Genomic DNA, 18,054 nt, shown 5'->3' on the forward strand with positions numbered 1-18,054 from the left:
GTCTTCTCCTCCGGCCGGTTGATCTCCCGCACTCCCCGCGCGGGCAGTATTTGCTTCATCGCCCGAACCATCCCGCCGGCACCATGACCAGCGAAGGAAACAGGACGAGCAGAATGAGGACGACGAGTTCGGCGATCAGGAAGGGCATGACGCCCTTCATCAGGTCTTCCATCGACAATTTCGAAACACCGCAAATGACGTTCAGTACCGTACCCACCGGCGGCGTGATCAAACCGATCGAATTGTTGATGATGAACAACACGCCGAAATAGACCGGGTCGATGCCTGCTTGCTTGACGATCGGCATCAGCACCGGCGTCATGACCAGGATCGTCGGTGTCATGTCCATCGCCGTGCCGATAACGACGACGAGCACCATGATCGCGAACATCAGCAGCGTCGGGTTGCCCATCAGCGGCTCGAGCACGCGGGCGAGCTCGCCGGGAACATCCGCAACAGTGATCAGCCAGGCGGAGACTGCGGCGGCTGCGACCAGGAACATCACAACTGCGGTGATCTTCGCGGCGGCGACGAACACGTGGAAAAGCTTCGCCGGCGGCAGTTCGCGATAGATGACCATGGCGACGAAGAGCGAATAAACGGCGGCGACGACGCCTGCCTCGGTCGGCGTGAACACGCCGAACTTGAGGCCGACGATAATGATCACCGGCAAGAGGAGCGCCCAGATGCTTTCGCCGAAAGCCTTGAGCCGGACCGCACCGCTCTGCCGCGGCGGCAGTGAAACGTTATCCTTGCGCACGAGCATGAGCCAGGTGATGCAGAGCGCCAGCCCGATCATCAGGCCGGGGAAGATGCCGGCGAGAAACAGCTTGGTGATCGACACACCGCCGACGACGCCGAAGAGGATAAAGCCGATCGACGGTGGGATGATCGGCCCGATGATCGAAGCGGAGGCGAGCAGACCGCCGGCGCGGGCCGGATCATGGCCCGATTTCAGCATCATCGGCAGAAGCAGGGCGCCGAGTGCTGCCGCATCCGCGACTGCCGAGCCCGAGAGGCTTGCCATAACGCAAGCGGCGAAGATCGCGACGAAGCCGAGCCCTCCTCGAATATGGCCGACCATGACCATCGCGAGATTGACAATGCGCCGTGAAAGGCCGCCGGCGTTCATCACCTCGCCTGCGAGCATGAAGAAGGGAACGGCCATTAGCGGGAAGCTGTCTGCTCCGTTGAGCACGTTCTGCGCCACGATCTGCGCATCGTATATGCCGAGATAGAGCATTAGTGCGACGCCGCTGATGATGAGGGCAAAGGCAATGGGTACGCCAAGCGCCATCGGCCCAAGAAGCGCACCGAGAAAGATCGAAACGGTCATTGTCCAGCCCTCACTGCTTCGCGATCGAATGGCCGAGGGCGGGTTCGGCGTGATCGATGCCTGCCGCCATTTCCTCGGTCTCGGCTACGAGATCGGCGGTGGAGATATCGATCCGTCCGGTAAGAATGCCGATCGCATCCCAAAGGATGATGATGAAGGCGGGGATGCCGAAGGCGAGGCCTGCGCCGTAGAAGAAGGCCATGGAAATACCGGTCGCAGGCGCTGCGACGTGAAGGTTGATGAGCGTCTGAGACCAGCTGCCACTGATCATCAGCCACGTCGCCAACAACATGAGAATATGACCGGCGAGCGCGGCGGTCTTGGCGCTGGTTGCCGGCAGCCGCTTCAATACCGAGTCAAGGCCAAGATGCCCGTGCTCGCGCAGCGCCACGACGGCGCCGAGAAAGGTGAGCCAGACAAAGAAGATGCGGGACAGTTCTTCCGAATAGGTGATGCCCTGGTTGAAGGCATAGCGCAGGACGACATTGCCGAAAACGAGCACGACCATTCCGGCGAGCAGCAGGGCGATGGCCGCTTTCAGTGCGATGAAACAGAATTCGATGGCGCGGGTCATTCGCTCCTCCCAAGCGACAGGCAAGCGCAAGCGCCGTTGAGGCACGCTCGCCGCAAGCTCTCTCCTCCGTGTGCCGGGCGGTCGCCCGTTAGCCGGCCTCGCGCTCCTCCGCACGTCCGGCTATTGTGTCTATTAAAATGTACTAACTAGTTCGAAAGTCAACTCCCGTTTCTATTGAAAGGAATAGGCAAGGCGAATATGTCTTGATGCATCACCTGGGAAAGATGATCGACTCGACGCCGTCTCTTCCGGAAATTACAGCGCCGCGCGTCTCATCAGACGCGCGGCGTTGTAGCACTTTGAAATTGCTGCGTGATTTTGTCTCGTAAATCTGTTCCGATTTAAGGGACAAAATCATGCAGTCGTTCGGCGGAACAAGGGCTTGTGGAAGAGCGGGGCAACACGCGGGAAATGGCGGAACGGCAGGGAAACGGCAGGAAGAACGACCCGCAAAGGACCCAGGAAGACATTCTGGCGGTCGCCACCGAGGAATTTTCCACGCACGGGCTGGCGGGCGCAAGGGTCGATGCCATCGCCGAACGCACCCGCACGTCGAAGCGGATGATCTACTATTACTTCGGCAGCAAGGAAGCCCTGTACCTCGCGGTCCTTGAGCGTTCCTATCGCAAGATCCGGACGCTGGAGGCCGATCTGGAACTCGCCAACTTGCCGCCGGAGAAGGCGCTTCGCACGCTGATCGCAACCACCTTCGACCATGATGAAGCCAACCCCGACTTTGTTCGGCTGGTCAGCATCGAAAACATCCACCACGCGGCGCATATGCTGCGCTCGGAAGCAATCCGCGACCTCAATGTCTCGGTGATCCAGATGATCGAGGCCATCATCGAGCGTGGGATCGCCGACGGTACCTTCCGCCGCAAGGCCGATCCGATCGACGTGCACATGCTGATCAGCGCCTTCTGCTTCTTCCGCGTTTCCAACCGCTACACATTTGGCACGATCTTTCGCCGCGACCTCTCGGAACCGGCGACCATGGAACGCCACCGCACGATGATCGCCGACGCGGTGATCAGCTATCTGAAATGCGTGGACACAGGCGGTGCCGTCCCAGCCTGATTGCGCGAAGAACTACAGCGCCGGCGTCCTTTCAGACGCACAAAGCTCGCTATTAGCACTTTAAGTTGCTGCATGTTTTGATCCTCAAAATCGGCTCCGATTTGAGGAAACATGCAATGTACGCTTCAAAATAGCAGCAGCCCCGCACCGGTGGAGGGGCGGGGCTGCAAAGAGAGCGGTCCACCTCAATCCTCCTCGACGAAGACCTCCTCGCGCTTGGCCTTGACGGCGGGCAGGAAGACGATGACAAGCACGGCGGCGGCGATCAGCAGCAGGACGGCACTAATCGGTCTTGTGAAGAAGGTCGTCGGATCGCCGCGCGACAGGATCATGGCGCGGCGCAGGTTTTCCTCGAGCAGCGGTCCGAGCACGAAGCCGAGAAGCAGCGGTGCCGGCTCGCAGCGCAGCTTCAGAAGGAGGTAGCCGACGAGACCGAAGAATGCGACGGCGTAAAGGTCATAGACATTGGAATTGACGCTGTAGACCCCGATGGAGCAGAAAGCCATGATGATCGGGAACAGCACGAAATAGGGGATCTTCAGAAGCTTCACCCAAAGCCCGATCAGGGGCAGGTTCAGCACCACCAGCATCAGGTTGCCGATCCACATGGAGGCGATAATGCCCCAGAAGAGCGCCGGCTGTTCCACCGCCACGTTCGGACCGGGGACAATGCCCTGGATGATCATCGCGCCGATCATCAGCGCCATCACCGGGTTTGCCGGGATGCCAAGCGTGAGAAGCGGGATGAACGAGGTTTGCGCCCCCGCATTGTTAGCGCTTTCCGGACCTGCGACGCCGGCAATGGCACCGCGACCGAATTCCTCCGGACGATCGGAGAGGCGCTTTTCCACCGTATAAGACGCAAAGGCTGCGAGGATAGCACCACCGCCGGGGAGAATGCCGAGCGCGGAGCCGATCGCCGTGCCGCGCAGGACAGGCGCGAACATCCGCTTGAAATCCTCCCGTGTCGGCATCAGGTCGGTGACCCTCGCCATCAGCACTTCGCGGGTCTTTTCGCTTTCGAGGTTGCGCAGGATTTCGGCGATACCGAAGACGCCGACGGCGAGCGCTACGAAATTCAAGCCATCGGCATATTCGCGGATGCCGAGTGTGAAGCGAGGCGTGCCGGTGTAGATATCGGTGCCGACGAGCCCGAGCAACAGGCCGAGCGCCACCATGGCGAGCGCCTTGACGATCGAGCCGTGAGCGAGCGCGACGGAGGAGACGAGCCCGACGATCATCAGCGAGAAATATTCCGCTGCGCCGAATTCCAGTGCGATCGCGGTAAGCGGAGGTGCGAAGATGGCGACGAGAAAGGTCGCAACGGTCCCAGCGAAAAACGAGCCGAGCGCCGCAATAGCGAGCGCGGCGCCGGCGCGTCCCTTGCGGGCCATCTGATAGCCGTCGATGGCGGTGACGGCTGAGGAGGATTCGCCCGGCATGTTGATCAGGATTGCCGTGGTCGAGCCGCCATATTGGGCGCCGTAGTAGATGCCGGCAAGCATGATGAGCGAGGAGACCGGCTCGAGCTGGAAGGTGATCGGCAGCAGCATGGCAATGGTGGCAGTGGCGCCGATGCCGGGCAGGACGCCGATGAGCGTCCCAAGAAGAACGCCGATCAGGCAGAACAGGAGATTTGCCGGCGAAGCGGCGGTGGCGAAGCCGAGGGCGAGATTGCTGAGGAGATCCATCATCCGCCTCCTAAAAACGGACCCAAGGGCCGAAGCGCTCGAAAGGTAAGTTGAGACCGTAGCTGAACACGGCAACGGAGAAGACGGTCAACGCCAGCGAAATGGCTACTGCCCATAGCGGGTTCATGCGGTGCGAGGCGAAACAGGCGATCAGCGCGGTGAAGAAGAGGGATGGAACGAAACCCAGACCCCGCACAGTGAGCCCGAAGAAGATCGGCGCGGGGAGAATGAAGAATATCCCGCGAATCGCGATCGGCCCCATCGGCTCGCCGTGAACGCGTGCCGACTGCACCAGGATGATGGCGCCGAGCAGCGTTAAAACGACCGAGAGAAGCAGCGGGAAATAGCCGGGGCCCATGCGGAAGGCGGTACCGAGGTCGAGGCTGACCGACTGCCATAGGAAGAAGAGACCCACGGCCGTCAGGATGCTGCCGCACAATGCGTTGGTGGTGTCGAAGGAGATGGATTTCATTGTGTTCCCCATTTTGCATTCCGGACGCTGCCGCTGCGTGCCGATTTTGGCGAATGTCCTCGCATTGGTGCCCGGCTAAGCTCCGCAAGCTGTGCGCCGGTTGACGGCTGTCACACCGCACGCGGGCTGCGGATCATTTGGCCGCAATCGCCGTCACTCCGCAAGGCGGCCCGGCGATATGCCGCCGTTCCATTCCCCGGCGGAGACGAGAACGGCGGCGGTACGCGAGAGCCGACTCAATCCGCGTATTGGCCGGCCGCTTCGATAACCGGCTTCCAGCGGGCGATCTCGCTTTCGAGCTTGGCCTTGAGGGCAGCCGGCGTCGCGTCGGCATCGCTCGACGGCTCGGTGCCGAGTTCGCCAAAACGAGCAATGACATTCGGGTCCTTAAGCGCTACCTGCAGCGACTTCGAGAGGCGGTCGGCGACTTCCGCCGGCGTGCCCTTCGGCGCATATATGCCGTGCCAGATGCCGACCTCGAAGCCCGGAAGACCAGCTTCCACCGCTGTCGGCAGATCGGGGAAGATCTTGAGCCGCTTGGGCGACGTAACGGCATAGGCCTTGATCGTCCCGCCCTGGATTTGCTTCGTCGTATTCGTCGTCTGGTCGCACATAATGTCGACCTGGCCGCCGAGCAGATCGGTCATTGCCGGGCCGGTACCTTTATAGGGCACCGTCGTCAGCGGCGTCTCGATCGCGCTCATGAACATCATGCCGCAGAGATGCGATGCCGCGCCAATGCCGGCATTGGCGACCGTCACCGTATCCTTGTTGGCCTTGACGTGGTCGATCAACCCCTTGAGGTCCGTCGGCTCGAAATCCTTGCGGGCAACGATCGTCATCGGCACTTCGGTGACAAGTCCGACATATTCGAAGGAATTCAGCGTGTCATAGGCGAGTTTGCGATAGAGGGTCGCGCTGGTCGCCATGCCGATGTGATGCAGCAGAAGCGTATAGCCATCCGGCTCCGCCTGGGCGACACGGCCCGCGCCAAGCGTGCCGCCTGCGCCGCCGACGTTCTCAACGATGATCTGCTGGCCGAGATCCTTCGACATCGCCTCGGCGACGAGACGGGCGACCGTGTCGGTCGGACCACCGGCTGAGAAGGGCACCACCATGGTGATCGTGCGCTCCGGATAGGTTTGGGCGCTGGCCGAAGCGGCGAACAGGGAAACGGCGGCGACAGCGCCAAGAAGCGCATTCAGAATTTTCATCTTTTCCTCCCGGATGAATTTATCGACCAGTCGGCATGGTTCCTCCCGCGCCGGTTCTGGGTACGCTCATTAGCAACCCGGATTTTACCACAGACAATTGCCGTTCGCGGTTGTTTCGCGCATTTCCCGTCTCGGCGAGCGGATTATGTGTGGATTCGGAAACAAAAGAGCTTCGCAATGGGTGGATTTCCACACATCGCCCGCCGTCAGAGACCGGTGCGGCGCCTAAGATATTGGATTTCTGCGTCTGTCAGCGGTCGGCTCGCCCCCTTCGGCAGATCGCCGAGGCTGATCTCACCGATCGAGACGCGCAGCAGGCGCATACATTCGGAGCCCAGAACATCCAGCATGCGGCGGATTTGCCGGTTGCGCCCTTCTTGAAGCTCGACCTCGATCCAGCTGTTTCTGTCGCCGCTCCTGAGCCGGCGAACATGCGTCGCCTTCAGCATCTCGCCACCTTCCGCAACCCCCTGCATCATCCGCTCGGCCATGGCCTCGTCGAACATGCCGCGCACCTGAACGTGATAGACCTTGCTGAGATGGATCGCCGGATCGAGCAGGCGCTGTGCCAGCACCGTGTCATTGGTAAAAAGCAAAAGTCCCTCGCTCGCTTTGTCGAGCCTGCCGACCGGAGACAGGAACCGGGCATCGACAGCTTCAAGACAGCTGAAGACGGTCGGCCGGCCTTCCGGATCGTCGCGGGTCGTCACGAGCCCGCGCGGCTTGTTCAGCATCAGATAGATTTTCGCTTCGGCGGAAACCACCATACCATCGACGGTGATTCTATCGCCGTCGATGTCGACCCAATGCGAAAGATCCGTCGTCTTTCGGCCTCCGACGCTGACGCGGCCCTCGGCGATCAGCTTCTCTGCCTGTGTGCGTGAGCAGTAGCCGAGTTTGGAGAGCGCGCGGGCCAAAGTCACGCGCTTGCCCGCGCCGGCTTTGGAGTCGGACACTTGCCTTTTCGCTGGCGCGCGGCGCTGGTTCACCCGTCTCGTCTCCGCTTTGTTGGACCAAGCCCCATCTGGCACAATCCGCGTTGCGGGGCCAGAATTGAGAGCTGTCGATTGCTGCGGGCTCGCTTGCTGCTCTTGCGCCGCAGGCTCGAAGAAAAGACACTGCCGATCCGCCTTCTGCGCCTCGACCGTGGCCGGATCGCGCTCGAGGTGGAGGGCCGGGCGCGACTGAGGAGGGAAGGCGCCCGGACGTGAGGCGCTGCTTCAGAGGATGGCGAGGAAGCGCTCGACACGGCCCCACGTGAGATGCGCGGCCTCTGCATCATAGTCAGGCAGGGAGGCGTCGGTGTAAAGGTGGCCGGCGCCGCGATAGGTGAAGACCTCGAGCCCAATCTTCGACTGCCCGGCCGTCGATCGCCATGCGGCCACCTCTTCTGTCGGCTCGAAAATATCCGGATCGGCAAGATGGACCTGCACGGGCAGGCCGCTGCGGGCATTCTGCGGAATTTCGGCAATGCTGTGGAGGAAGAGCGCCGGCAGTTTGCGGCCGCTTAGTCCAAAGGCTCGCCGCGACAGCCGCACCCATCGAAAATCCGCCAAGGACTGCTGAGGCGGGCAGGTCGGCGACCGCTCGTTCAGCCCGTTCGCAAATCGTGCGCCAGCCGATCTCGTCCTTCAATGCGAAGCCCTGATCGACCGAGCCGGCAGTCCTTCCCTCATAGAGATCGGGTGTGAACACTTCGTGCCCCGCCGCCGCCAGGCGTTCGGCAGCATCCCGCTCAAGCGAGCGCAGCCCACGAACGGAATGGAATAGGATCACTGTCGCCATCGATCTGCCTCGTGCGTCGGTCTGGTTGCAGATCAGTTGAGCACGGTGGATGAGCAACGGCAACATCTCACTGGAGGACCCGACCGCCGCACCGGACGACATCATCGATATCGCGCGGTCGCTGGCAAGGCCGGGCCCGGGATCGCGATCAAGACGCCGACGACTGCCGCTCGCGCCTTCGCGGATGCCAAGAAAATCGAAGACGGTCTGTCATATATGGAGCCGCGCTATTGGTATTATCCGGTCGGGCAGTCGCTTGGGGCGGCGCCGGCGCTTCTTGCTTGAGGGGAACAGCTCGGCAGCCGCGGCGTTTATGAAGCGATCACATTGCCAGAACACATGGCTAGCGCGATCGCCTTGGCGCCGCGAGGCGCGGGCTTGGTGGCAGAGATGTTTCGCACGCTGCTCGACCTCATCAATGGACTATCCGGGCACGGTGCAAAGCCGGCCACCCTGACCATGCGCCGTAAGACCGTCGAGACGTGGTCGTACGCCGACCTGGCGAGCCGCGTGGAGTCCCTGGCCGGCAGTCTCGCCGCGGCAGGCATCAAGAAGGACGATCCCATCGCCCTTCTCTCCGACAACCGCCCGGAATCGATCGCCGCCACCCTTGCGGTGATCCGGAGCGGCGCGGTCATAGTGCCGATCGATGTTCAGGTCGCGGACGACACGCTGGCTCATATCCTGAACGACAGCGGTGCGCGGCTTCTGTTTACAACCACGACCTATGTCGACCGATTGCAGCAGATCGAGGCGACCGATGTGCGGCCGGTTCTGCTGGATGCAACAGACGACAGGCGAAGCTGGCAGAGCCTGCCGTCCGGCGGCGATCAACGGATGCCACCCGTCGAGCCCCAGGATCGAGCTAGCCTCTTCTACACCTCCGGCACGACCGGCCCGCCGAAGGGCGTGCCACTGAGCCACAGCAACATCGCCTCCCAGCTCAATGCGATCGTGGCCGAGAAGATCGCGTCCGAGGGCGATCGTGTCCTTCTGCCGCTGCCGCTTCACCACGTTTATCCGTTTGTCTTCGGTATGCTGGCGCCGCTTGCGCTCGGCCTTCCGATCATCCTGCCGCGCGCTCTGACAGGACCGCAGGTCGCGACCGCCCTGCGGGAGGGAGCGGCGACGGTGATCATCGGCGTGCCGCGCCTCTACAGCGCCTTCGACGCGGGAATACGCGGGCGCTTCGAAGCGCGCGGCCGGATTGCCGCCGGGCTGTTCCGGGCGGGCGTCGCCGCAACGACCTGGTCACGAAAGCGGCTCGGCCTGCGTCCGGGCAAGACCCTGCGTCCCCTGCACAAGCGGATTGCGCCCGACCTCCGCCTCCTGGTCTCCGGCGGAGCGGCGCTCGACCCGGATCTGGCATTCCGGCTTGAAGGCCTCGGCTGGCAGGTCGCGAGCGGCTACGGCCTGACCGAGACCTCGCCGATGCTCACCTGGAACCTGCCGGGCAGGGCGAAGCTCGACAGCGCCGGTGAGCCGGTGCCTGGCGTCGAGCTACGGATCGGCAAGGCGCCAACACGCGAAGCCGGGCAGACTGCGGAGAAGGCGAACGGTTCCTCCGCGGCGCCCGCGCAGGAGTTCGGCGAGATCATGGGCCGGGGCCCCGGCGTGTTCACCGGTTATCATAACCTGCCCGACAAGACCGCCGAGGCGTTTACCGAAGACGGGTGGTTCCGCACCGGCGATCTCGGATACCTGGATGCCGATGGCTATCTCCACATCGTCGGCCGCGTCTCAACGATGATCGTCACCGAAGGCGGCGAGAATGTCGATCCCGAAGCGGTGGAGGAGATCTATGCCGAAAATCCCGCGATCCACGAGATCGGCGTTCTCGAAAGGGAACGGCGCCTCGTTGCCGTCGTCGTGCCCGAGACGGGCGGCGATGGCGAGCCTGAGCAGACCGTCGAAGAGGCGCTGCGCGAGCGCTCGAGTGCGCTCGCCTCCTATCAGCGCATTTCGGATTACGCGATCACGCACGAGCCGCTATCGCGAACGCGCCTGGGCAAGCTGCGCCGGCACCTGCTCGAGGCACGCTTCGATCGCGCCAAGCAGGGGCGCGAGAGACCTGAGGCCGTGCGGCCGGTCACGCCTGAGGAGATGTCCCCCGAGGATCGCGCGCTATTGCACAACAGTGCCGCGCGGGACGTTTGGGGCTGGCTTGCCGAGCATTATCCCGACCGCCGGCTGACGCCCGGCGCCAGCCTGCAGGTCGACCTCGGGATCGATTCGATGGATTGGCTCAACCTGACGCTCGAGATCGGTCAGCGCACCGGCGTCGAGCTGGACGAGCAGGTGATCGGTGAGGTCGAGACCGTTCGCGACCTCCTGCGCGAAGTCGCCGAAGCCGCGCAAGCGGGAGAGACGTTCGACGCATCCGTCCTGGACGATCCCGAGGCCGCTCTCAACGAGGAAGAGAAGAGGTGGCTGGAACCGCTGGCGCCCTCGCAAGCAAGGTTTGCGAAAGGGCTCTTTGCCGTAAATCGCGCCCTCATAGGCAATCTGTTCCGCCTGCGCGTGGAAGGCTTGGACAGGCTGCCGCCTGGACAGGTGGTCTTCACGCCGACGCACGGAAGCTTTCTCGACCCCTTCGTCGTAGCGGCAGCGCTTGATCGCGAGCGCCTAGCGCGGACGTTCTGGGCAGGGGCGGCAGATATGGCTTTCGGCAACCCGCTGACGCGGCGCGTCAGCCGGCTGGCGCAGGCGATGCCCATCGACACGCAGCACCGTTTCGTTTCGGCGCTCGCGCTTGCAGCCGCGGTGCTGAAGCGCGGTAACGATCTCATCTGGTTTCCCGAAGGGGCGCGTTCGCGCAGCCCCGAACTGCAAGAATTCAAGCCCGGCATCGGCATGTTGCTTGAGCGCTTTCCCGTTCCGGTGGTGCCGGTCGCAATCTACGGCGCCCATGATGCCTATCCGCCGGGCCGGATCGTGCCGAGGCCGCGTCCGATCAGGGTTGCCTTTGGCGAAGCCCTCGACCCGGCGAGGCTCGAACAGGAAGGTGACGGCGAGGAGGCTGCATACCGCATCACAAGCGCCTTGCGCCGACACACGGCGGACCTCTACGGGCGCGTGCGGGCAGAGGCTGCCGAGCAGGATTAAGTTTGGCGGTTGCCCGGAGCCGCGTCTTGGCGGGAGGCGCTGTCGGCCGGAACGGTCAGCATGATGATAAGCCCGATCGCGAAGAAGACGACGATCGTCGCCATGCCGAGGCGCTGACTGCCGGTCAGGTATGTGACCCAGCCGACGAGTGCCGGACCGACGAATGCCGTGGCTTTGCCGGAGAGCGCCAGAAGCCCGAACATTTCCCCCTGTAGGCCTTCCGGCGCTATGCGCGCCAGAAAGGATCGGCCCGCTGCCTGGGCTGGCCCGACAAACACGCCGAGCACCGCGCCGATGGTCCAGAAGAGCACGGTCGAGTGGACGATGAGGATCAGCGATCCCGACGTAACGAGCGCGGTGAGCGAGAGGAGAATCGTTGCCCTGCTGCCGATCCGGTCGTCGATCCAGGCAAAGCCGAACGCACCAATTCCGGCCGCAAAATTGAGCATGATGCCGAAGACCAGAACCGTCTCCTGCGACATGCCGAATGTTGCGGCCGCATAGATGCCGCCAAAGACGAACAGCGTTGCGAGGCCGTCTATATAGAGCATATGCGCGACGAGAAAGCGGACGATGGGCGCATAGGAACGCACTCCGCGACCGGTGGCTCGCAGCTGGTCGAGACCGTCGCGGACCATGCGTCTGAGAGGCTTGCCCGAGTCCGGCACGTCGGGGGTCAGAAGAATGAACGGCAGCGCGAAGGCCAGGTACCAGCCCGCCACAAGGAGGGCGACCGCGCGCACATGCTCGGACCTGTCCGAATCGAGGCCGAGCCAGGCCCCCTGCGGCCAGATGAGCACGAGGAACGCGGCGATCATGCTCGCCAGGCCTCCGGCGTAGCCGAGGCCCCAGCTCCAGCCGGACCAGCGGCCGATACGATCAGGGCGGACCAGTCGCGGCAGCAGGGAATTGTAGAAGACGATCGAGAGTTCGGAGCCGATCGTTGCCAGAGCCATGGGAATGAGGGCGAGCCAGACGAACTGAGGGGACGGCTTGACAAACCACAGGAGCGCGCAGGTTGACACGCAGAGCAGGGTGAAGCCGACGATCCATGGCTTGCGGCGGCCGCCCTGATCCGCCACGGCCCCGAGGATCGGAGCGGCCACCGCTACGACGAACCCGGCGATACTGATCGTCGTGCCCCACTGGACCGTGCCCGTCGTCTCGTCCGCGGCGACGCTTCGGATGAAATAGACGGAGAACACGAAGGTGTGGATGAGCGTCCCGTATGCCTGATTGGCCCAGTCGTATAACGCCCAGGATACGAGGCGCGGCGTGCCAGGCTGTAGGTCGATGGCCTGCTTCCGGACGCTGGCGCGCCGATTCTTCATGAAAGCGTTCCCGTTCCCTAACGCGCCGCTCGTTGCCATCGAGAAGCCCACTCGCTACGAACCCTGTCCCGCGACGCAGGAATGCGCGAAGTACCGCTTCGAAGCGAGACTCCGCGCTCAACGGCCAGTAGCGGCGCTGGTTCCATTGAAGGTCTGGTTTTGAGGAGCGAAAATCGGCTCAGGAGCGCCCGCAATGGCTCACGATTTGCCTTTGCCATGCGTTAAACTGGGTCGCTCGACGTCCTGATGTGGATATTGGACGTGCCGAATGCCGCTTTCTTGGCGAAGCCCCTTCAGCTTTTCGCGCAGGAAGAAGATCTGCCGGGCGGCGAACTGCGGCGAAGGCTTCGTTGAGTTCCCAGAGATCGATGTTCGCGCGGGACAGATTTCGCCGTTTCATGATTTCAGTCGAACACAATGTCGGGCAAGCCCCATGATAGAGGGGTCGAGCGCCGACCATTCGTGGTCGATTATGCGGGCGAGCGGCATGAGCTTGTGCTTTCTCATCGTCTCTTCCGATGCGAGGACGACGCAGCACGCGGCGTCCGTGATCTGGGAGGAATTGCCGCCGGTGACATTGCCGTAAGATTTTTCGAAAACCGAGTCCAACTTCGCGAGCTTGTCCATCGACGTGTCTGGCGGCACGCCGTCATCACGGTCGTAGAGCATGCCGCCGCGGGAGATCGCCGGGATGACCTCGCGTCGAGCAAGCCGTTATTTTGCGCGCGTGCGAGGGGTTGATGGCTTTCGAGGGCGTAGGCGTAGGTGTCGGCGGCTTCGCGCGTGATGCCGCAGAGGTGGTCGATTACTTCCGCCAGCGTAGCTCCCGAAACGGCTACGCCCTCACACCGAGAGCGGAGGCCTCTTTCTCGAACTCGTCGCGGATATCGTTGATCGTGGGGAGCTTAAGCTCTTTCAACTCGGCATGTATTTTTTTTGCCGCCCGGGAATCGAGATCCCGCTTGAAGTTGACGACCACCTCCTCGGCTGAATCGTAACCGCGAAAGCGTTCGATCTCCGATTGCGTCGCCTTCTGCACATGCTCCAGCTTTCTGCGGTCGGCATCGGAGCGGCCGTCCGGCCTCGCCTTCATGACAGGATCGAACGCGCGCTTGACAAGGAAATCGACGAGTTGGCGCTTGGCGTCGGTCGACATGAAAGCCTCCTTTCTCAGGATTGGACGTGTACCTGGGTTTTGCTTTTTGGGTCTTGCAAGGCCGAATGGCGCTGCGCCTCGACCTGCGGCCCCAACTCTTCAGCCGCCCGAAAGTTTCAAATCGGGCCATCGGCGACAAGCGGAGGTCCGACGCATTTCCAGTCCCGCACGGAAGGTCTTTTAGACCTCCGTCGCTTCCCGGTCATGTCGCGTGACTACCGCCGGGCTCAACCACCCCGGTAAGAGCGACGCCGACCGTCGCCGGATCGTCCTTCAGCGCCGCGTTCGCCAGCAAGACCACGCCGACGAGACGCTTGTCGCGAGTGACCACGGGCGGCCGCCTGACTTGCAGGTTTTCCGTGAGACGGGAGGACGGGGTGTGATCTCTTGTCTTGGCCGCCTCGATGTGGCTTCTATCAGAGAAGCGAAGCAAAGGGGGATAGCATGCCGGATCTGACCTTGTGGGGACTGTTTGTCGTGGCTTCGTTGATGCTGCTGTTGACGCCCGGCCCGGCCGTGCTCTTCATCGTCGCGCGCTCGATCCAGCAGGGGCGAACTGCGGGATTAGTCTCCGTGATTGGTATCCATCTCGGAACCATCGTGCACATTGCTGCGGCGGCGATCGGGCTCTCGGCCCTCATCGTCTCATCGGCGCTTGCCTTCGCGATCGTGAAGTATCTCGGCGCCGCCTATCTTATCTGGATGGGCATCCGCACCTTCATGGCCAAGGAGCTCGATCCCGAACTGCCTGTGGTGCCCGCAGAGCCACTGCGCCGGGCCTTTCGCGATGGTTTCGTGGTCAACCTCTTCAATCCGAAAACGGCGATTTTCTTCCTTGCCTTCCTGCCGCAATTCGTCGATCCCACGCGGGGCGCTCTGCATTGGCAGATCCTCATTCTTGGGCTCACCTTTATGGGGCTCGGTATCATGAGCGATGCGCTATTCGCGCTGGTGGCCGGAACCGCCGGCGATCTCCTTCGCCGCAGCCGACGCTTTCAGCGCTTCCTGCGCTGGTTCTCTGGCACCTCATTCATAGGGCTTGGGGCCACGGCAGCACTGGCGACGAACAAGTAACACGCCTCAGCTCAAGCCGCCTGAGGAGGCCGCGCCGTGCCTGGCAGGGCGCGGCTTGCGGCCGCGGTCCGGGCCGGCCGGAGCGGGCCCGACGCGATCAAGCTTTGGTTGAATGACGCGGCCTTCGATACTATTGTTACAAGAAAGGGCCTTCCGCCAAACCAGCAGCGGCATTGAGATCTCCCCTTGAGGGGAGATGGCTGCGAAGCAGCCAGAGGGGTCGGAAAGCGCTCGGCGCGAAAGAACGTAGAGCACACTTCGCGATAACCCTACCCGGCCGCTACGCGGCCACCTCCATTCAAGGGAGAGGAGACGAAGATGACCGGGAGCAAGCCATGTGCCGAAACATAAGAACCCTGTCCAATTTCGATCCGCCAGCGACGGACGAGGAAATCCACGACGCCGCGCTGCAGTTCGTGCGCAAGCTGAGCGGCACGACCAAACCGTCGAAACGAAATGAGGCGGCCTTCGAGCGCGCGGTTAGTTCGATCGCGGCATGCGCCCGCGAACTGCTCGATTCGCTGGAGACGTCGCAACCGCCACGCGACCGCGAGGAAGAAGCCGCAAAGGCGCGCGCGAGAATGGCGATCCGGTTCGCGTGACTCTGCCGGCGGTCAGGCCGCCGCAAGTCGGGTTCCCCTCCTTGCAAGGAGGGGAATGGTCATCCCCCAATGCTTTCAGATGCGCCGCGCCTTGCCGACCGTCAGGCGCCGGCTGGTCGGGCCGTTCATGGGCGCTGCGACCGTTACTACTGCATGTTTCCTTAAATCGGAGCCGATTTAAGGATAAAAACATGCAGCAATTCAAAGTACAGCGATCTTTGTGCGTCTGAAAGGACGCACGGCGCTGTAGGATACTGAACCGCTTGCCGGGGCAGTCGGTCCCGGTTTCCGCCCTTCGGGCGGTTGCCGCGGAACGCAAGCGTTTCCTCATGACGAAGGAGGCGCTCTCGATCTGCCGCCGCGACGTCCGCAAGCTGAACTTGAACCCAGCTCTCGAAAAGAGCAGGGGGCGAAGCCGAGCCAGGACATCCGGCCGACGACTATGCTATCAAGGCATTCCCGCTAGGCATGGTGCTGCAGGCGTGCCCGAAGATTGCGGATTACGCCGCGGGAGGTGCCCTCACCAACTGGCGGGACTTGATGTCAGCTGCGGTCGTGGTGCGGTCGATGCTCGGGGTCAGCCCTTCGGCTTATCAGGATGCCTGCGAGTCATGGGACCAGAGAACGCAGCCGTTGCCGTCGCCTACATTCTCGAAAGGGCAGGGCACATCAACTCGCCCGGCGGCTATGTGCGTGACCTAACCGGCAAGGCGCGACGAGGGGAATTCTCTCTCGGGCCGAGCCGATGGCGCTGATGCGGACAATACGAGTGCTGTCAGGAAAGCCGGATAGTGCGATCGCGCAGCGGCTGCTAAGCTCGCCGAGTTCGAGGAGAGGAATGTATCATGCCGTCCGAGACACGATCGCCACGCCTTGCGGTGCTGATCGACGCTGATAACACCTCGGCCAAGATCGTCGACGGGTTGTTCGAAGAGGTCGCCAAGATCGGCGAAGCCAGCGTCCGTCGGATCTATGGTGACTTCTCAGGCACGCGCTCGAAAGGGTGGGCGGATGTGCTGGCAAAGCACGCGATCATCCCGCAACAGCAGTTCGCCTATACGACGGGAAAGAACGCGTCCGACATCACCTTGGTGATCGATGCCATGGATCTGCTGCACAGCGGCCGCTTTGACGGCTTCTGTCTAGTCTCGTCCGACAGCGATTTTACGCGACTGGCCGCGCGTATTCGCGAGCAGGGCATCGATGTCTTTGGTTTCGGCGAACAAAAGACGCCCGAGAGCTTTCGGCAGGCCTGCCGCAGGTTCGTGTACACCGAAAACCTGCTGGCTGGCGCGATCAAGGACGATCAGCGTACCTCCTCGGCCGAAAAACCACTGCAGCCGGTGAGCGCGGCCGTGCCGCTGATCAAAAAGGTGCTTGCGCAGGAGGAAAGCGAGGACGGCTGGGTCAATCTCGGCACGGTCGGCAAGCAACTGCTCAACTTGGCGCCGGACTTTGACCCGCGCACCTTTGGATTCCGGAAGCTCAGCGATCTCATCCGGAAAACCAACCAATTCGAGGTGCAGCAGGCCGAGGGACGACCGGTCAGTATCCGGCTGAAGCAACGAGCAAAAAAATAGTGACGATTGCGAGCATGCGGCATTCAGCCTAAAATCCTCATGAGCCACCAAATCAGGCTTCACAGCCATCATTCCGCACCTCAGTCGACACGGAGTCTCTGCCATGAAGACGGACGAAGAAGAATTGATCAGGAAGCGGGCCTATGAGCTGTGGGAGAGAGCAGGGCGACCACATGGGGACGGTCTCAAGTACTGGTTTCAGGCCGCCAAGGAATTTGAGTCAACGGGGATAAATGGGGTCGAGGTGCTGGAGAATGCCGCGGTTCTTGGCGAACCCGATGAACCTGCAATGGCTGCCAAAGCGAAAAAGACGCCGAAATCCGCCGTGAAGAAACAGCCAGACGGCGCGAAGCCGCTGAAGAGGCGCACCGTTTCCAAAACCGGCGACAAGAAAGGCAAACGGACCGAGGACCGTTAGGCAGTCAGATGATCAGGCGCGCCACTCGTCCCATCTTGCGTTCCGCATTGTTGTAGTAGCGCGCCGCCTGCGCCACCGACTTGTACAGTGACTGCTGCATCGCTTCGGGCAGAGGATACCGCGGTTGGCCGCCTCGGTCAAAATAGCCGGATCTCAGCCCATGCGCCGAAAGCAGCGCCGAATTGCGGCGCGCGCCGGTGGCAAGCCGGCACCAGGCCTCGGCTGCGAGAGGAGGACGCGCCGAGCCCATTTGGGGTGCCAGTGAAAAATCCTCGACATGTATCGAATTTCACTTGCTCCTAAATTAGACTTTAGTAGTGTCCTCATATCAGAGGATGGAGGAGTTCTATGGAGCGCATTGAGCCGCAACATGGGGACACAGAAGCGGCCACCAGAGTTTGGTCCGTGACGGAGTTTTGCGTGAGGCATCGATTGGATAATGAAGAAGAGGCCCGGCTTCTACGACTATTCGGCCCGTTCGCGACGGCTTGCGAGCTGCGATATAATGCGAAACGCGCGCCCAAGTGGAGGTAATTGGCAATAGGTTTGGCGTCGATTGCTACCGTTCGCCTCGTTCACCTATGCCCCGATGGGCGCACCAAAAAATGAAAGCCGCTGCGAGCGGCTTTCTTTGTCTCT

18 protein-coding genes and 3 pseudogenes are annotated in these 18,054 nt (G+C 62.2%); 9 read left to right on the forward strand and 12 right to left on the reverse strand.

The window, feature by feature from the left end; translation table 11 throughout:
• Positions 1-55: 55 nt before the first annotated feature.
• Together PYH37_RS08430 and PYH37_RS08435 are read right to left on the reverse strand one after the other, a co-directional pair.
• Positions 56-1,336 (reverse strand): TRAP transporter large permease subunit, encoded by a 1,281-nt coding sequence (locus tag PYH37_RS08430; RefSeq protein ID WP_280730974.1) that lies wholly within the window; start codon positions 1,334-1,336, stop codon positions 56-58.
• Positions 1,337-1,346: 10 nt separating this feature from the next.
• A complete protein-coding gene (locus PYH37_RS08435; protein WP_280730975.1) occupies positions 1,347-1,910 on the reverse strand; it encodes a TRAP transporter small permease in 564 nt (187 codons plus the stop codon).
• Between the two features lie 411 nt (positions 1,911-2,321).
• Here PYH37_RS08435 and PYH37_RS08440 point away from each other — a divergent pair, with 411 nt between their 5' ends.
• Positions 2,322-2,987, forward strand: a complete 666-nt coding sequence (locus PYH37_RS08440; RefSeq protein WP_280732446.1) for a TetR/AcrR family transcriptional regulator — start codon at positions 2,322-2,324, stop codon at positions 2,985-2,987.
• A 185-nt stretch (positions 2,988-3,172) separates the two neighbouring features.
• On the opposite strand, the gene PYH37_RS08445 is transcribed toward PYH37_RS08440, so the two are convergent.
• The 5 genes and pseudogenes from PYH37_RS08445 to PYH37_RS08465 all read right to left on the reverse strand — a co-directional run bounded on the left by PYH37_RS08445 (position 3,173) and on the right by PYH37_RS08465 (position 8,149).
• A complete protein-coding gene (locus PYH37_RS08445) occupies positions 3,173-4,678 on the reverse strand; it encodes a tripartite tricarboxylate transporter permease (protein ID WP_280732447.1) in 1,506 nt (501 codons plus the stop codon).
• A gap of 10 nt (positions 4,679-4,688) precedes the next feature.
• A complete protein-coding gene (locus tag PYH37_RS08450) occupies positions 4,689-5,150 on the reverse strand; it encodes a tripartite tricarboxylate transporter TctB family protein (RefSeq protein WP_280730976.1) in 462 nt (153 codons plus the stop codon).
• A 236-nt stretch (positions 5,151-5,386) separates the two neighbouring features.
• Positions 5,387-6,364 carry a tripartite tricarboxylate transporter substrate-binding protein gene (locus PYH37_RS08455; protein WP_280730977.1) on the reverse strand — a complete coding sequence of 326 codons (978 nt, stop codon included), beginning with the start codon at positions 6,362-6,364 and terminating at the stop codon, positions 5,387-5,389.
• A gap of 206 nt (positions 6,365-6,570) precedes the next feature.
• Positions 6,571-7,353, reverse strand: a complete 783-nt coding sequence (locus PYH37_RS08460) for a pseudouridine synthase (RefSeq protein WP_280730978.1) — start codon at positions 7,351-7,353, stop codon at positions 6,571-6,573.
• 231 nt (positions 7,354-7,584) lie between these two features.
• Positions 7,585-8,149, reverse strand: a pseudogene (locus tag PYH37_RS08465) (dienelactone hydrolase family protein).
• 36 nt (positions 8,150-8,185) lie between these two features.
• On the opposite strand from PYH37_RS08465, the gene PYH37_RS08470 reads away from it, so the two are divergent.
• Both PYH37_RS08470 and PYH37_RS08475 read left to right on the forward strand, forming a co-directional pair.
• On the forward strand, positions 8,186-8,434 hold the full coding sequence (locus PYH37_RS08470) for a hypothetical protein (RefSeq protein WP_280730979.1): 249 nt from the start codon (positions 8,186-8,188) through the stop codon (positions 8,432-8,434).
• 105 nt (positions 8,435-8,539) lie between these two features.
• The gene (locus tag PYH37_RS08475) at positions 8,540-11,254 is read left to right on the forward strand and encodes an AMP-binding protein (protein ID WP_280732448.1); all 2,715 of its coding nucleotides are present in this window, start codon (positions 8,540-8,542) and stop codon (positions 11,252-11,254) included.
• Here the strand turns inward: PYH37_RS08475 and PYH37_RS08480 are convergent.
• The 4 genes from PYH37_RS08480 to PYH37_RS08500 form a co-directional block, all read right to left on the reverse strand.
• The gene (locus PYH37_RS08480; protein ID WP_280730980.1) at positions 11,251-12,585 is read right to left on the reverse strand and encodes an MFS transporter; all 1,335 of its coding nucleotides are present in this window, start codon (positions 12,583-12,585) and stop codon (positions 11,251-11,253) included. The two genes, PYH37_RS08475 and PYH37_RS08480, sit on opposite strands and share 4 nt — an antisense overlap.
• Positions 12,586-12,981: 396 nt before the next feature.
• Positions 12,982-13,254, reverse strand: a complete 273-nt coding sequence (locus PYH37_RS08490) for a thiolase family protein (protein WP_280730982.1) — start codon at positions 13,252-13,254, stop codon at positions 12,982-12,984.
• Between the two features lie 166 nt (positions 13,255-13,420).
• Positions 13,421-13,741, reverse strand: a complete 321-nt coding sequence (locus PYH37_RS08495) for a hypothetical protein (RefSeq protein WP_280730983.1) — start codon at positions 13,739-13,741, stop codon at positions 13,421-13,423.
• Between the two features lie 202 nt (positions 13,742-13,943).
• Positions 13,944-14,072, reverse strand: coding sequence for a hypothetical protein (locus PYH37_RS08500; protein ID WP_280730984.1), 129 nt, complete (start codon positions 14,070-14,072; stop codon positions 13,944-13,946).
• A gap of 113 nt (positions 14,073-14,185) precedes the next feature.
• Between PYH37_RS08500 and PYH37_RS08505 the strand changes: the two genes are divergently transcribed.
• From PYH37_RS08505 to PYH37_RS08525, 5 genes and pseudogenes are all read left to right on the forward strand, one after another.
• Positions 14,186-14,815 carry a LysE family translocator gene (locus PYH37_RS08505; protein WP_280730985.1) on the forward strand — a complete coding sequence of 210 codons (630 nt, stop codon included), beginning with the start codon at positions 14,186-14,188 and terminating at the stop codon, positions 14,813-14,815.
• A 335-nt stretch (positions 14,816-15,150) separates the two neighbouring features.
• Positions 15,151-15,417, forward strand: coding sequence for a DUF2277 domain-containing protein (locus PYH37_RS08510; RefSeq protein WP_280730986.1), 267 nt, complete (start codon positions 15,151-15,153; stop codon positions 15,415-15,417).
• Positions 15,418-15,810: 393 nt separating this feature from the next.
• Positions 15,811-16,172 (forward strand): annotated as a pseudogene (gene repC, locus PYH37_RS08515) (plasmid replication protein RepC); the annotation flags it as partial.
• Positions 16,173-16,262: 90 nt separating this feature from the next.
• Positions 16,263-16,997 (forward strand): NYN domain-containing protein, encoded by a 735-nt coding sequence (locus tag PYH37_RS08520; protein WP_280730987.1) that lies wholly within the window; start codon positions 16,263-16,265, stop codon positions 16,995-16,997.
• 103 nt (positions 16,998-17,100) lie between these two features.
• Positions 17,101-17,415: a DUF2934 domain-containing protein gene (locus PYH37_RS08525; RefSeq protein ID WP_280730988.1), complete on the forward strand. Its 315-nt coding sequence runs from the start codon at positions 17,101-17,103 to the stop codon at positions 17,413-17,415.
• 4 nt (positions 17,416-17,419) lie between these two features.
• Here the strand turns inward: PYH37_RS08525 and PYH37_RS08530 are convergent.
• Positions 17,420-17,593 (reverse strand): annotated as a pseudogene (locus PYH37_RS08530) (integrase); the annotation flags it as partial.
• A gap of 170 nt (positions 17,594-17,763) precedes the next feature.
• On the opposite strand from PYH37_RS08530, the gene PYH37_RS08535 reads away from it, so the two are divergent.
• Positions 17,764-17,949 carry a hypothetical protein gene (locus PYH37_RS08535; RefSeq protein ID WP_280730989.1) on the forward strand — a complete coding sequence of 62 codons (186 nt, stop codon included), beginning with the start codon at positions 17,764-17,766 and terminating at the stop codon, positions 17,947-17,949.
• Positions 17,950-18,054: the final 105 nt, after the last annotated feature.

This window comes from Sinorhizobium numidicum, from assembly GCF_029892045.1.
GTDB classification, from domain to species: Bacteria; Pseudomonadota; Alphaproteobacteria; order Rhizobiales; family Rhizobiaceae; genus Sinorhizobium; species Sinorhizobium numidicum.